Source organism: Duganella sp. Leaf126 (genome assembly GCF_001423125.1).
In the GTDB taxonomy this organism is placed as follows: Bacteria; Pseudomonadota; Gammaproteobacteria; order Burkholderiales; family Burkholderiaceae_D; genus Rugamonas.
The window spans coordinates 216,797-230,308 of the sequence record NZ_LMNW01000012.1; the positions used below are offsets into that span (position 1 = coordinate 216,797).

A 13,512-nucleotide genomic window follows, 5' to 3' on the forward strand; every position below is an offset into this window, starting at 1 on the left:
CGTGAAATCCAGGCCACCCGTTCTGCGGGTGGTGGCGATGCTGGCCGTGCTGCTGGTCTTCCTGGCCCAGCTGCTGGCCGCCGGCGTGCACCAGCATGCGATCGCCGACGACGACGCCGATTGCCCCACCTGCCAGCTGGTCATCGATACGCCGTCGTTGCCGCCGCCGGGCGACCTGACCGTCGCGCCCCGGCTGCCTGGTCCCGTCTACCACCTGCGCTCTGCCCACTTCAGCTCCACCACACAGTCCACCACCTTCCTGATCCCGCTGTCCCACGCGCCACCGGCGCACGCCGTCTGAGCTTCCCTTCATTTCCCCATTAGCGACGCGACTGCCCACCGGCATGTCGCATCGAGATAGACACGCCTTGACCGCTCCTCCCGGCGCGGCCGATAGATCCGTGTCGCCCTGAAAAAACACACCCGTTTTTTTCAGGGGTAGTTGCAAGCGCGCGGCACCGGTGACCGATCGGCGCGGCGCATCATGTTGATCAACTCGGAGAACCATATGAATTTGAAAGAGCAACTGAAACTGTCGCCCCTGGCATCCCTGACTTCCCTGGCCGTGCTGGCGCTGGCTGCCACGACCGGCGTGGCCCACGCCGAAACCTGGGTCGCCACGGCCACCAAGGCGCCTGTCGTCACCGGCGCCACCGGCGCCACGATTCAGGCGCAATCGCTGATGCAGTCCGGCATCGCGACCCACGTGGTGGTGGCGCTCAAGCTGCGCAACAAGGCCGACCTTGACGCCTTCACCAGCGCCATGGTCGCCGGCCACGGCGGCCAGCCGCTCACCAAGGCGCAGTTCATGGAACGCTATGCGCCGACGGCCGCGCAGGTGCAAAAGGTGGTCGATCACCTGCAACGCAGCGGCTTCATCAACATCACGGTTTCCGACAACCGCATGCTGGTGAGCGCCGACGGCACCGCCGGTTCCGTCAAGAACGCCTTCAACACGGAGATGCGCACCTATAACGTCGAAGGCCGTACCGCCTACGCCAACGTCAGCGACGCCGCCGTGCCGCAGTCGCTCGGCGACACCGTGATGTCGGTCCACGGTCTGCAGACCGTCCACACCTATCACACGATGGCCAAGCCGGCCGCCGTGACCCTGGCCACCACCGGCCACAATCCGACCGAATTCCCGGCGATCTATAACGCCAACGGTCTGCCCAGCGCGGTCAACGCCACCATCGGCATCATTACCCAGGGCAGCATGCAGCAAACCATCGCCGACCTGAATACCTTCACCAGCCGCGCCGGCTACCCGACCGTCAACGTCAAGACCGTGACCGTGGGCTCGGCCAGCAGCGACACCTCCGGTGTCGGCGAATGGAATATGGACACCCAGGACGCGCTGGCTGCCGCCGGCGGCACCATCAAGCAGATGATCCTGTACACGGCCAGCACCCTGAGCGACGCCGACCTGACCGACACCTACAACCGCGCCGTCAGCGACAATGTCGCCAAGACCATCAACGTCTCGCTCGGCGAATGCGAAACCAGCGCCAAGAACTCCGGCATCATGGCCAGTAACGACCAGATCTTCCAGGCCGCCGTGGCCCAGGGCCAGACCTTCGCCGTCTCGTCGGGCGACTCGGGCGCCTACGAGTGCGGCGGCAGCAGCACCTCGCAAAGCTACCCGTCGGTGTCGCCATGGGTGGTGTCGGTGGGCGGCACGCTGCTCGGCACCAGCGGCAGCGGCAGCAACACCACCTGGACGTCCGAATCCGTGTGGTCCTGCACCGGCAGTTCGGACTGCCAGCAGAGCAACAACGGCGGCGCCGGCGGCGGACCGAGCCTGACCGAATCGGCGCCGAGCTGGCAGCTCAACGCCGGGGTGCTGGGCAGCTCGACCAAGCGCGGCACGCCGGACATCGCCTTGAACGCCGACCCGTCCAGCGGTGCACTGGTGCTGGTCAAGGGCGCCACCCAGCAGATCGGCGGCACCAGCCTGGCCGCACCGCTGTTTACCGGTTTCTGGGCGCGCGTGCAGTCGATGAACAACAATGCGCTGCCGTTCCCGTCGTCGAATCTGTACGCCCGCGCAGCAGCCAATCCCGGCATGTTCCATGACATCGTCTCCGGCAAAAACGGTGGCTACAGCGCCGCCAGCGGCTGGGACTACGCCAGCGGCTACGGCAGCCTGAACGTGGCCAACTTCGCCAGCGTGATGGCCGGCGGTGGCGGCAGCACGACGCCACCGGCATCGAATGCGCTGACCAATAATGTCGCGGTGACCGGCATCTCGGTGGCGGCCAACGGCAGCAAGACCTATACCTTTGCCGTGCCGTCGGGCGCCACCAGCGTGACGTTCAAGACCTCGGGCGGCAGCGGCGACACCGACCTGTATGTCAAGCTGGGCTCGGCGCCGACCACCAGCTCGTACCTGCAGAAGTCGGACGGCACCACGACCAGCGAAAGCATCACGCTGTCGGCGCCGACGGCCGGCACGTACTACGTGCTGGTGTATGGCTTCAAGGCATCGAGCGGCGTCTCGCTTGTCGCCGGCTATAAATAAGGCAATGTTGTCTGCCCGGGCGCTTCCAGGCCCGGGCAATATTGTCAAATTACCTTTATTTTCAACAACTTATGTGGTGTTTCTCACTCTTTTTTAGAAAAAATATTCTACTAGTATCATAGTGCAAGGATTTTTCGGCTTTGCCTCGTATACTCACCGGATTATTGATGTGAGGAAAAATTATGAGGCTGTTTGACATGAAGCTGGCCCATCGCTTCGCTGTACTGATGGGAATAATCATTGCCGGCTTCGCCCTGTACGGCAGCTGGTCGTTTTATGTGCTGAACCGGGTCAAGGTCAACGGCCCGATCTACGAGCAGGTGGTGCAGGGCAAGGACCTGATTGCCGACATCCTGCCGCCTCCCGAATACATCATCGAATCGTACCTGGTGGCGCTGCAGGCCACCAGCGCGCCGCCTGCCGAGCGTGCACCGCTGATCGACAATCTCAGGGCGCTCAAGAAGGACTACGACACCCGCCACGATTACTGGACTGGCCAGCCGCTGGACGCCGAGACCAAGGACATGCTGGTCAAGGGCGCCGACAAGCCGGCGCAGGCGTTCTACCAGGTCGCGTTCGCGCAGCTGGTGCCGGCGCTGGAAAAGAACGACACCGCTGCCGCTGAGGCGGCAATGGCGCTGATGAAGCAGCACTACGCGCAGCACCGCAGCGCGATCAACGCACTGGTGGAGCGCGCCACCAAGCTCAATGCGGACGACGAAGCAGGCGCCAGGGCCGAGATCGCCTCGTCCTCGGCCATCATGCTTGCCATCCTGCTGGCGTCGGTCGGACTGGCGGCGGCCGTGTCGTACGCGCTGGCGCGCAGCCTGATCGGGCAGATGGGCGGCGAGCCCGGCGATGCGGCGGCCATCGCGTCCAGCATCGCCGCCGGCAATCTCGGCATCAGCATCCGGGTCGCAGGGCGCGACCAGGGCAGCCTGCTGGCGGCAATGAAGACCATGCAAGGGGGGCTGGTCGATATCGTCGGCCAGATCCGCAGCGGGACCGGCACCATCGCCAGCGCCTCGGCGCAGATCGCCTCCGGCAACCAGGACCTGTCCGCCCGCACCGAAGCGCAAGCGTCGGCACTGGAGCAGACCACGTCGTCGATCGAGGCGCTGGCCCAGGCAGTCAAGCACAACGCCGGCAACGCGCGTCAGGCGCAGCAGCTTGCGCTGTCGGCGTCCGACGTGGCGCTGCGCGGCGGTGCAGTGGTCTCGCAGGTGGTCGATACCATGGGCGCCATCAACGATTCGTCGAAGAAGATCGTCGACATCATCGGCGTCATCGACGGCATCGCCTTCCAGACCAACATCCTGGCGCTGAACGCTGCGGTGGAGGCGGCGCGCGCCGGCGAGCAGGGACGCGGCTTCGCGGTGGTCGCCTCCGAGGTGCGCAACCTGGCGCAGCGCGCGTCTGCCGCCGCCAAGGAAATCAAGCACCTGATCGACGATTCGGTCCACAGCGTCGATACCGGCGCGCAGCTGGTCAGCCAGGCCGGCATCACGATGCAGGAAGTGGTCGACAGCGTGCGCCACGTGACCGATCTGATCAGCGACATCAGCGCCGCCAGCCAGGAGCAGACCGACGGCATCGCCCAGATCAGCGACGCCATCCGTCAGCTCGACGGCGTCACCCAGCAGAATGCGGCACTGGTGGAGGAAGCGGCCGCTGCGGCGCTGAGCATGCAGGACCAGGCGCAGCACCTGTCGCAGGCGGTCAGCATCTTCAAGCTGTCGGCGGCGGAAACCGCGTTGCCGGCGCCGCGGTCGATGTCGCGGCTGGCGCTGCCCGGTTGATCCGGTTCAGGATGGCTGCGTGCGGCGCGCCAGGTACCACTGCGCCAGCAGCAGGTTCGGCACCCAGCACAGCCAGGCAATGACGCGGTAGGCGAGCAGGAACTCGACGCCCAGCACGCTCGACAGCGGCAGGTAGAGCCGCAGCGCGACGGCCGCCAGGGTGAGGGCGAACGACCGTACCATCCAGCGCCGGTGCGCTGCCACGTCGCCGGCCACGATGCGGCGGACGGCGATAGCGGTCGTCACCAGCCAGGCGATACCGAGCGCGCCGAAGCCGGCGCCGGCGACCGGGCCGGCCGACACACCGGGCGCCAGCACCAGCGCCGACACGCCCCCGACCAGGCAGGCCGCCACATACACGCGGCCCACCGCGCGGTGCACGGCCGGCAGGCGCTGGCGCAGCGACGGCAGGAACTGCAGCGACCCCACCAGGAGCGCCGTGGCGGCGCCCGTTGCATGGATGACCAGCCACGGGTGAAAATACGGGTTTAGCGGCAGGTTGGGTGGCACCGGCCCCTTGCCGAACAGGTAGCGAAACGACACCAGCGCGACGATCGTGGCGAGCAAAGTCATCGCGCGCCAGGCGCGGCGCGGCCAGGTGCGCAGGTGGTGGCCGGGTGCGGGGTGAATTTGGGCAGTCATGGTGGTGGTCCGGTGATGTTTGGCGTTACTATAGGCGTCAATTTCCGGACCATCCACCGCTAATCGTCGCAATATTCATCGCCATCGTCCAAATCCATGGATCCTCTGTCCGACCTGCTGACCCTGATGAAACCTGCCGGCTACGGCTTTCGCGGTATCGACGCCGGCGGCGACTGGGCGCTTGCCTTTGCTGCTGCCGATGGCGTGCTGTGTTTTGCGATCGAAACCGGCAGCTGCTGGCTGCAGCTGGCGTCGGCGCCGGCGCCGCTGCGGCTCGCTGCCGGCGACGTGGTGCTGCTCAGCAGCGGCGGTGAAGTTGAGCTGTATTCGCACCAGGCCGCGCCACGGCGCGACGCTGCGGCCTTTCTGTCCGGCGTGCCGCCGGGCGAAGTCGCCGTCCTCAACGGCGGCGGCGACTGCCGAGGCATCGGCGGCTTTTTCGGCTTGCAGGGGTGGCATGCGGCCAGCCTGCTGGCGGCCGTGCCGGCCGTGGTACACGTGCGCTCGGCCAGCAGCAAGACCGCGCTGCGCGCCGGGGTTCAACGCCTGATGGACGAACTGCGCACACCGCGCCCGGGCAGCGACCTGATCGCCAGTCACCTGGCCCAGGCGCTGCTGGTCGAGGCATTGCGCGCCCACCTGGAAAGCGGGGAAGGCAGCCAGGGCTGGCTCGCTGCGCTGGGCATGCCCACCCTGCGGCGCGCCCTGAGCGCCATGCATGCCGATGTGGCCCGGCGCTGGACGCTGCGCGATCTGGCGGCCGTCGCCGGCATGTCGCGGTCGAGCTTTGCGGCCCACTTCGAGCGGGTGACCGGCGACACGCCGATCGCCTACCTGACCCGCTGGCGCATGGTGCTGGCCGCGGACAGGCTCACCGGTTCCAGCCGCGCGCTGGCCGACATTGCCGCCTCGGTCGGCTATGAATCGGAAAGCGCTTTCGGCGCCGCCTTCAAGCGCGTGATGGACAGCTCGCCGCGCCGGTACCGCGCCGCAGCGGCGCCCGCGCCGACCGCCCGCAGCGGGCGTCAAGATGCGGCTAAGGTTCGGCAGTCGTAGCGGGGCAGGAGTACAGCGACCTGGCCGGTACTGCCGTGCACTGTGCACTATCCCGACCGATGCGCGCGGCCGGCACCGGTTCGTGGGTCCGCCGGCGCTTCCGCACTGCGGACACAAGGGCAACGTCAGATGAAGGTGGAGGCAAGGCCGCCATCGACCGGCAGGTTGACGCCGCTGATCCAGCGCGCATCGTCGCTGCACAGGAACGTCACCACCGACGCCACTTCATCGGCATAGGCCGGACGTTTCATGCGGCCGGCGTCGCGCTGCACGCGCTCCTGGCCCAGCATCGACACGAAGTCGCCCAGTATCGGCGTGAAGACGGGGCCCGGGGCCACGCTGTTCATGCGCACCGAGCGTTCGAGGAACCATTTCTGCGACTGTACGTAGGTCCAGACGATCAGCGCCTCCTTGAAATACTGGTAGCAGCTGTCGTCCGGCACCGGGTGCTGGTCGAGCCAGGCCTGGCCGGCCGCAAAGCCCTCGGTGGCGGCCAGCTGCTTGTGCAGGTCCAGCCGCTGCGGCCAGTCGGCGCCGAGAATGGACGCGATGTTGACGATGGCGCCGCCGGCCGGCAGCCGCGTCAGCACGCCGGTGGTCAGGTAGCGCAGGCCCAGGTAGTTCACCTGCGCCAGCAGCGTCGGGTTGGCGGTGCCGGGCACGCCGGCGATATTGCACAGCGCGTCCACGCGCTGCGGCAGGGCGGCGATGGCGGCGTCGATGCTGGCGGTGCTGCTCAGGTCCACGGCGATGAAGCGATCGAGCGTGAGCCCCGGTGCGTTGCGGTCCATGCCGATCACGGTGGCGCCTTCGAAGCGCGCCAGGCGCGCCACCTCGGCGCCGATGCCCGAGGCTGCGCCGGTGACAACGACGGTCTTGTTACGTAATTTCATGAGGTCTCCTCAAAATGGATAGCGCGGTGCCGCGGGTTTGATGGTGAGCCACTGGGTCTGCGTGAACTCTTCCCAGTCGATGGTGCCGCCGTGCCGCCCGCCGTTGCCGGACGTGCCGCCGCCGCCGAACGGCGCATGCGCCTCCGCCACCACGGTCTGGTCGTTGATGTGGACATGGCCGGACGGCACGCGGTCGGCGATCGCCATGGCGCGGCCGATATCGGGCGTGATCACGCCCAGCGCCAGGCAGCCGCTGGTGGCCGATGCAAGCGCAATCGCTTCGTCGTCGGTATCGAACACGGTGATCGAGGCGACGGGTCCGAACAGCTCTTCCTCGAAGCAGCGCATGCCGGCGCGGGCGCCGGTCAGCACCGTGGGCCGGTAGAACAGCTGCTCGAAGGTGCCGCCGGCCAGCAGGGTGGCGCCGGCGGCCACGCTGTCTTCGACGATGGCGTGTACGCGCGCCACCTGGCGCGCATTGATCATCGGCCCCAGCGCCACGTTGCCGCCCATCGGGTCGCCCACCGGCAGCCGGCGCGCCTTTTCCACCAGGCGCGCGATGACGGCGTCGGCGATGCCGCGCTGGAGCAGCACGCGGCCGGCGCACATGCAGATCTGGCCCTGGTGCAAAAAGGTGGCCCAGGCGGCGTTGGCGGCGGCGATCTCGGGGTCGGCATCGTCGAGGATGATCAGTGCGTTCTTGCCGCCCAGTTCCAGCGACATCTTCTTCAGGTGCCGGCCGGCCAGTTCGCCCACGCTGTGACCGGCCGCAGTCGATCCGGTGAAGGCGATCATGCCGATGGCGGGGGCGCTGCACAGGGCCTGGCCGGCCTCGACGCCGCCCGGCAGCACGTGCAGCACGCCGGCAGGCAGGCCCGCCGCTTCGAAGATGCGGGCGATCAGGACGCCGCCGCTGACCGGCGTTTGCAGGTCCGGCTTGTGCACCACGGCGTTGCCGGTGGCCAGCGCCGGCGCGATCGAACGGATCGACAGGATCAGCGGAAAATTGAACGGCGAGATCACGCCCACCACGCCGTGCGGCACGCGGCGGGCGATGCTCATGGTGCCGCTGGCGGACGCCAGCAGCTGCCCCCTCGGTTGCCGCAGCATGGCTGCCGCTTCGTGCAGGTGGGCCATCGCCTCGCGCAGTTCGAGGTCGGCCTTGGCGCGGATGGCGCCCGTCTCGCGCATGATCCACGTGGCCAGCTCGTCGTGGTGCTGTGCCACCAGGTCGGCAGCGCGGCGGAAGATGTCGGCGCGCGCCTTGTAGTCGGACGCCGCCCAAGCCGTTTGCGCCGCGCGCGCCTGCACGCCTGCCGTCAGCACGTCGGCCGCATTGGCCATGCCGGTCACGCCCAGCTGCTCGCCGGTGGCCGGCTCGGTCAAGGTGTGCGTGCCGCCCTGGGCGGCGACCCAGGCGCCGTTGAAGATCCGGCCGCGCCAGGTGGCGGGGTCGAGGAAGGGCTTGCCGGCACTGGCGCCGGCGCGATCACTGGTCTCGGTCATGTCGTCTCCTTGGTTGAGGAACGGGCAGTCGATGGTCTGCCGCTTGTGCCGGTTCTCTTACAAGTTGCGTGCCAGGTTCGCGGGCCGGCAGCGCCGGCCGGCGCTGATGCATCGCAGCATGGGCCTCCTCACGGGCGCGCCGGTGAACGCTGCGGCATGTCGCTGGCGCGGCGCAGCAAACGCGTGCGCGGCGGCCCGCTTCATCAAATCATCAACCTTGCGATGTGCCGATGTATGATTTGATCAAACCGGACGGAGGAGACATGAACGAGCGTGACCGCATTTCGCTGGCGGAGCTGGCCAGGTCCAGCGGCAAGATGCTGCACCGGGGCGACAGCGCGCACCTGGACGAGGGCGCGGCGCCCACGCTCGACGACATCACCGGGAGCCTGCATTTCTCGCCGGGCGACGGCCGCATCTGGCTCAACGGCCAGCGCATGCAGCTGCTGCACCTGTCGTCGCTCGGTTCGCTGCGGCGCGAACTGATCGAGAGCATCGGTGCCGAGCGCACCCGCGGCCTGCTGACGCGGGTCGGCTACACGGCCGGCGCGCGCGACGCCCAGCTGCTGCGCGAGCGCTGGCCCGATGCCGATCCGGCGGCGCTGTTCTCGGCCGGTCCGCGCATGCATTCGCTCGAGGGGGCGGCCAGGGTGGAAGCGCTGCACTTCGAATTCGACCAGGCGCTGGGCACCTATCGTGGCGAATTCCTGTGGCACCACTCGGGCGAGGGCGAAGTCCACGTCGCCGATTTCGGCACCGGCAGCGGGCCCGCGTGCTGGATGCAGACCGGGTATGCGATCGGCTACACCAGCGCCATGATCGGCCGCCTGACCATCTACCGCGAAGTCGAATGCTGCGCGATGGGCCACCAGCACTGCCGCTTGGTGGGCAAGCCGGCCGACGAATGGGACCACGTGGAAGAGGATCTGCGCTTCCTGAATGCGGAAGCGTTCGTGAGCACCACGGCCTACAGCGAACCGCAGGCCCGGCGCCAGGCCGCCGTCCTCGCAGGCGACGACGGGCGTCCTTACGCCGACAAGGAAATGGTGGGCGTGTCGCCTGCCTTTAACGCCGCCTGCCACATGCTCAGGCGCGTCGCCCCGACTACGGCCACGGTACTGTTTACGGGCGAATCGGGCGTGGGCAAGGAGCTGTTTGCCCATATGCTGCACCAGATCGGCCAGCGCAGGGACCGGCCTTTCGTGGCGGTCAACTGTGCGGCGATACCGGAGACACTGATCGAATCGGAACTGTTCGGCGTCGAGCGCGGCGCATTCACCGGCGCCACCGTGTCGCGCCCGGGGCGCTTCGAGCGCGCCAGCGGCGGCACGTTGTTCCTCGACGAGATCGCAACCCTGAGCCTGGTCGCCCAGGGCAAGCTGCTGCGCGCGCTGCAGGAAGGCGAGATCGAGCGCGTGGGCGGGGTGCGCAGCCAGCGCGTCGATGTGCGGCTGGTGGCGGCCACCAATGTCGATCTGCGCGAGGAAATCCGCCAGGGACGCTTTCGCGAAGACCTGTTCTTCCGCCTGAACGTGTTTCCGATCCACCTGCCGCCGCTGCGCGACCGCCGCGACGACATCCCGCTGCTGATGGGCTACTTCATGCGCCACTACGGGCAGAAACACCAGCGCCGCCTGACCGGCTTTACGGCGCGCTCGGTCGATGCGCTGCTCAACTACGCGTTCCCTGGCAATATCCGCGAGCTGCAGAACCTGGTCGAGCGCGGCGTCATCTGCGCCGACGAAGATGGCCCGATCGATGTAGCGCACCTGTTTACCAGCGGCGAGGAATCGCAGGCCGCGTATTGTTCGCTGGCGCAGAGCGGGCGCCCGACCGGCGCAGGGGACCGCGCGGGCGGTGGCGCGGCGGCTGCGCCGGCAACGTCGGCAGGGCTACCTGCTGCGGCATCAGGCGCAGGGCCCACCGCTGCTGTCCGCATCGACTTGCTCGACGCACTGCCGGCCATGCTTGGCGATGCGCAGAACTGGTCGCTCGATACGCTAGAAAACACGCTGATCCTGGCGGCCGTCAAGCGCGCCGACGGTAACCTGTCGGCAGCGGCACGCATGCTCGGACTGACGCGGCCGCAGCTGTCGTACCGGATGAAGAAGCTGACGCCCTGAGCGGTGCGCGCGGCGATGGCGGGCTGGCGGCAGTGTTGCCGCTGCTGGCGCTGCTGGCATTGCTGTCGCTGCCGCTGCCGCCACCGCCACCGCTTCCGCCACCGCCACCACTGTTACTGCCACCCGGCAGTAAAACCGACCGTCAGACTGCGGTCGCCGGCATCAGAACTCTTCCCACTCGCCGGCTCCCTGGGTGACGCCGGCCTGCTGCGGCCTGGCTGGCTTCGCTGCGGCTGATGGCGCCGCCGCTGTTGCGGATGCGGCCGGTTTTGTCGGCGCCCGCTGCTGGCGCGGCAGCGCTACCATCGCCTTGCCCGCGGGTTTAGGCGCCGTCGTGGGCCGTGCTGGCGCCGGGGTGTGCGCCTGGGCGGTGTCGCCGTGCAGACGGAACACGGCCACTGCCTGGGCCAGCGTCGCCGCCTGTTCCTGCATCGATTCCGACGCGGCAGCCGACTGCTCGACCAGCGCCGCATTCTGCTGGGTCACGGCATCCATCTGCATCACGGCCTGGTTGATCTGCTCGATGCCGGCGCTCTGTTCGGCGCTGGCCGACGACATCTCGGCCATGATGTCGGTCACCCGCTGCACGCTGTCGACGATGTCGCGCATGGTCTGGCTGGCAGTATTGACCAGCTCGCTGCCGCTGGCCACCTTGGCCGTGGACGCGTCGATCAGCTCCTTGATTTCGCGCGCGGCCGATGCCGACCGCTGGGCCAGGTTGCGCACCTCCGACGCCACCACCGCGAAGCCGCGCCCGTCTTCGCCGGCGCGCGCCGCCTCCACCGCCGCGTTCAGTGCGAGGATGTTGGTCTGGAACGCGATGCCGTCGATGACGCTGATGATGTCGGTGATCCGCGCCGACGATGCGTTGATATCGTTCATGGTGCCGGTCACCTGGTCGATCACCTGGCCGCCGCGCGCAGCCACTTCCGAGGCGCTGCGCGCCAGCGCGTTGGCCTGGCGCGCATTCTCGGCGTTCTGCCGGGTGGTCGAGGTCAGCTGCTCCATCGACGAGGCGGTTTCTTCCAGCGAGCTGGCCTGCTGCTCGGTGCGCGACGACAGGTCCAGGCTGCCCGACGCCACCTCCAGCGCGGCGGTCGCGATGGTGTCCGTGCCGGTGCGCACCGTGCCGACCGTGGCGGCCAGGTTGTCGTTCATCGCCTTCAGGGCTTGCAGCAGCTGGCCCATTTCATCGTTGCTGTCGCTGTGGATCTGGCTGGTGAGGTCGCCGCTGGCGACGGTGCGGGCGATGCTCAGCGCACGGTTGGCTGGGCGCGTGATCGAGGTCGTGATCCACCATGCCACGGCAGCTGCGAACGCGATCGCCAGCGCACCCAGGCCCCACGACTGGAGCTGGCTCTGGCGGAAAGTGGCCTCGGCAGCGTCGGCGGTTTTGCCGCTCAGCTCTTTCTGGCGCGCTGCCAGCGCGTTGACTGTCTGCTTGAGATCGGTAAGTATCGGCCGCAGCTCGCTGGCCAGGTAGGCGCGGGCGTCGCCGAGCCGGTCGGCCTGCATGTAGGCGATGATGCGGTCCTGGCCCGGACGATAGCGGCCGATATGGCCCTTGATTTGCGTGAGCAGTTCGCGCGCGCGCGGATCGCGGATGGTGCGCTCGAGCATGTCGAGCGCCTGCTGGTTCGACTGCCGCGTCGCCATGATGCGCTCGGTCTGGGCCTTGCGGTCTGCAGCATCGTCGCTGAGCATGATGTTGCGCAGCGAGATCGCGATCTCGTTGACCCCGGCCATCAGCTGGGTGGTGGCCTCGATTTTCGGCATCCGGTCGTGAACGATCTCGTCAGTACCGGCGTTGATACGCGCCATCATGGTATTGCTCAGCACGACCATCACCAGCAGCAACAGGCATACCACGCCAAAACCCACGCCCAACCGCAAGCCGATCCGCATATTCGCTAACGTCATTGCTGCCTCCCAAAGTGTTTGTTCGATCGTATGTCGATATTGTTCTGCAAGCTCGTAGGCATGCGGACTGCATGCCAGGGCCATATCGATTATGACGTGGGTTGCGCATGGAAAACCAGCGCACACTGCATCTTGAGATCGGCAAACAACACCGGGTAGCCGGTCAATCCAGCTGGGTCCGCTTTGCGAAATAGTCGCAGATAAAACTGACGAACACGCGCACCTTGGTGCTCACCAGCCGTCGCGAGGCGTGCAGCACCCACACCTCCACCGGCGGCCGGGTGCACGCGCCCCATTGCACCAGGCGGCCGGCGGCCAGTTCGTCGGCCACGATCGCCACCGGCACCATGGCCGCGCCGGCGCCGGCCACCACGGCGTCACGGATCGACAGCGGCGACGACAGCCGCAGCACCGCCTGCGGACGGTAGGGGCGAATGGCGCCGTCGATGGCGTCGACGATGGTCCAGGTCTCGCCATCGACCATCCCGGTGCGCATCACGGCAGGGAAGGGCTGGTGTATCTCGGCCGGACGCGCCAGGCCGGGCGGCGCCACCAGCACCAGCGGGTTGGTGAGAAAGCAGCGGCCGACCAGGTCGTCGTCGGGGCGCGGGTTAGCGCGGATGACCACGTCCACGGTGCCGTCGCGCAGGTCGACGAAGCCGTCGTCGGTGGTCACTTCGAGCAGCACCTCGGGATAGGCTGCCAGGAAGGCAGCGGCCAGCGGCCCCAGCGACATGTTGGCAAACAGCAGCGGTGCGCTGATGCGCAGCAGGCCGCTGGGCCGGTTCAATCCGGCCCGGATATCGCGCAGGGTGTCGGCGATGGCGCCGAACGGTTCCTCGGTGCGCGCATACAGCGCCGCACCTTCGTCGGTGAGCCGCAGCGGCCGCACACCGCGCTCGATCAGGCGCACGCCGAGGCTTTCCTCGAGCTCGCGCACGCGGCGCGACAGCGTGGCTTTCGGCGTCGCTGCCACGCGGCTGGCGGCGCCGAAGCCGCCATGCCTGGCGACCAGGTTGAAATCTGTGACTGCTGCAAGGTCCATCGTCGTT

10 protein-coding genes are annotated in these 13,512 nt (G+C 67.9%); 5 read left to right on the top strand and 5 right to left on the bottom strand.

What is annotated here, in order from left to right; all coding sequences use genetic code 11:
* The first annotated feature begins 1 nt into the window (after position 1).
* From ASF61_RS08725 to ASF61_RS08735, 3 genes are all read left to right on the top strand, one after another.
* The gene (locus ASF61_RS08725) at positions 2–301 is read left to right on the top strand and encodes a hypothetical protein (RefSeq protein WP_156369504.1); all 300 of its coding nucleotides are present in this window, start codon (positions 2–4) and stop codon (positions 299–301) included.
* A 207-nt stretch (positions 302–508) separates the two neighbouring features.
* Entirely contained in the window at positions 509–2,521 is a 2,013-nt protein-coding gene (locus ASF61_RS08730; RefSeq protein ID WP_162241980.1) for a protease pro-enzyme activation domain-containing protein, read from the top strand.
* A gap of 182 nt (positions 2,522–2,703) precedes the next feature.
* Positions 2,704–4,320, top strand: a complete 1,617-nt coding sequence (locus ASF61_RS08735; protein ID WP_056154076.1) for a methyl-accepting chemotaxis protein — start codon at positions 2,704–2,706, stop codon at positions 4,318–4,320.
* A gap of 6 nt (positions 4,321–4,326) precedes the next feature.
* On the opposite strand, the gene ASF61_RS08740 is transcribed toward ASF61_RS08735, so the two are convergent.
* Positions 4,327–4,962 carry a DUF2306 domain-containing protein gene (locus ASF61_RS08740; RefSeq protein ID WP_056154078.1) on the bottom strand — a complete coding sequence of 212 codons (636 nt, stop codon included), beginning with the start codon at positions 4,960–4,962 and terminating at the stop codon, positions 4,327–4,329.
* 96 nt (positions 4,963–5,058) lie between these two features.
* On the opposite strand from ASF61_RS08740, the gene ASF61_RS08745 reads away from it, so the two are divergent.
* Positions 5,059–6,018: an AraC family transcriptional regulator gene (locus ASF61_RS08745; RefSeq protein WP_056154081.1), complete on the top strand. Its 960-nt coding sequence runs from the start codon at positions 5,059–5,061 to the stop codon at positions 6,016–6,018.
* 125 nt (positions 6,019–6,143) lie between these two features.
* On the opposite strand, the gene ASF61_RS08750 is transcribed toward ASF61_RS08745, so the two are convergent.
* Positions 6,144–6,911, bottom strand: a complete 768-nt coding sequence (locus ASF61_RS08750; RefSeq protein ID WP_056154084.1) for a coniferyl-alcohol dehydrogenase — start codon at positions 6,909–6,911, stop codon at positions 6,144–6,146.
* Positions 6,912–6,920: 9 nt separating this feature from the next.
* On the bottom strand, positions 6,921–8,417 hold the full coding sequence (locus ASF61_RS08755) for a benzaldehyde dehydrogenase (RefSeq protein ID WP_082491375.1): 1,497 nt from the start codon (positions 8,415–8,417) through the stop codon (positions 6,921–6,923).
* Between the two features lie 263 nt (positions 8,418–8,680).
* Here ASF61_RS08755 and ASF61_RS08760 point away from each other — a divergent pair, with 263 nt between their 5' ends.
* A complete protein-coding gene (locus ASF61_RS08760) occupies positions 8,681–10,540 on the top strand; it encodes a sigma-54-dependent Fis family transcriptional regulator (protein WP_056154087.1) in 1,860 nt (619 codons plus the stop codon).
* A 162-nt stretch (positions 10,541–10,702) separates the two neighbouring features.
* Here ASF61_RS08760 and ASF61_RS08765 read toward each other — a convergent pair whose 3' ends face one another.
* Positions 10,703–12,460, bottom strand: coding sequence for a methyl-accepting chemotaxis protein (locus tag ASF61_RS08765; protein WP_082491377.1), 1,758 nt, complete (start codon positions 12,458–12,460; stop codon positions 10,703–10,705).
* 163 nt (positions 12,461–12,623) lie between these two features.
* Positions 12,624–13,505 (bottom strand): LysR family transcriptional regulator, encoded by an 882-nt coding sequence (locus tag ASF61_RS08770; RefSeq protein WP_056154090.1) that lies wholly within the window; start codon positions 13,503–13,505, stop codon positions 12,624–12,626.
* Positions 13,506–13,512: the final 7 nt, after the last annotated feature.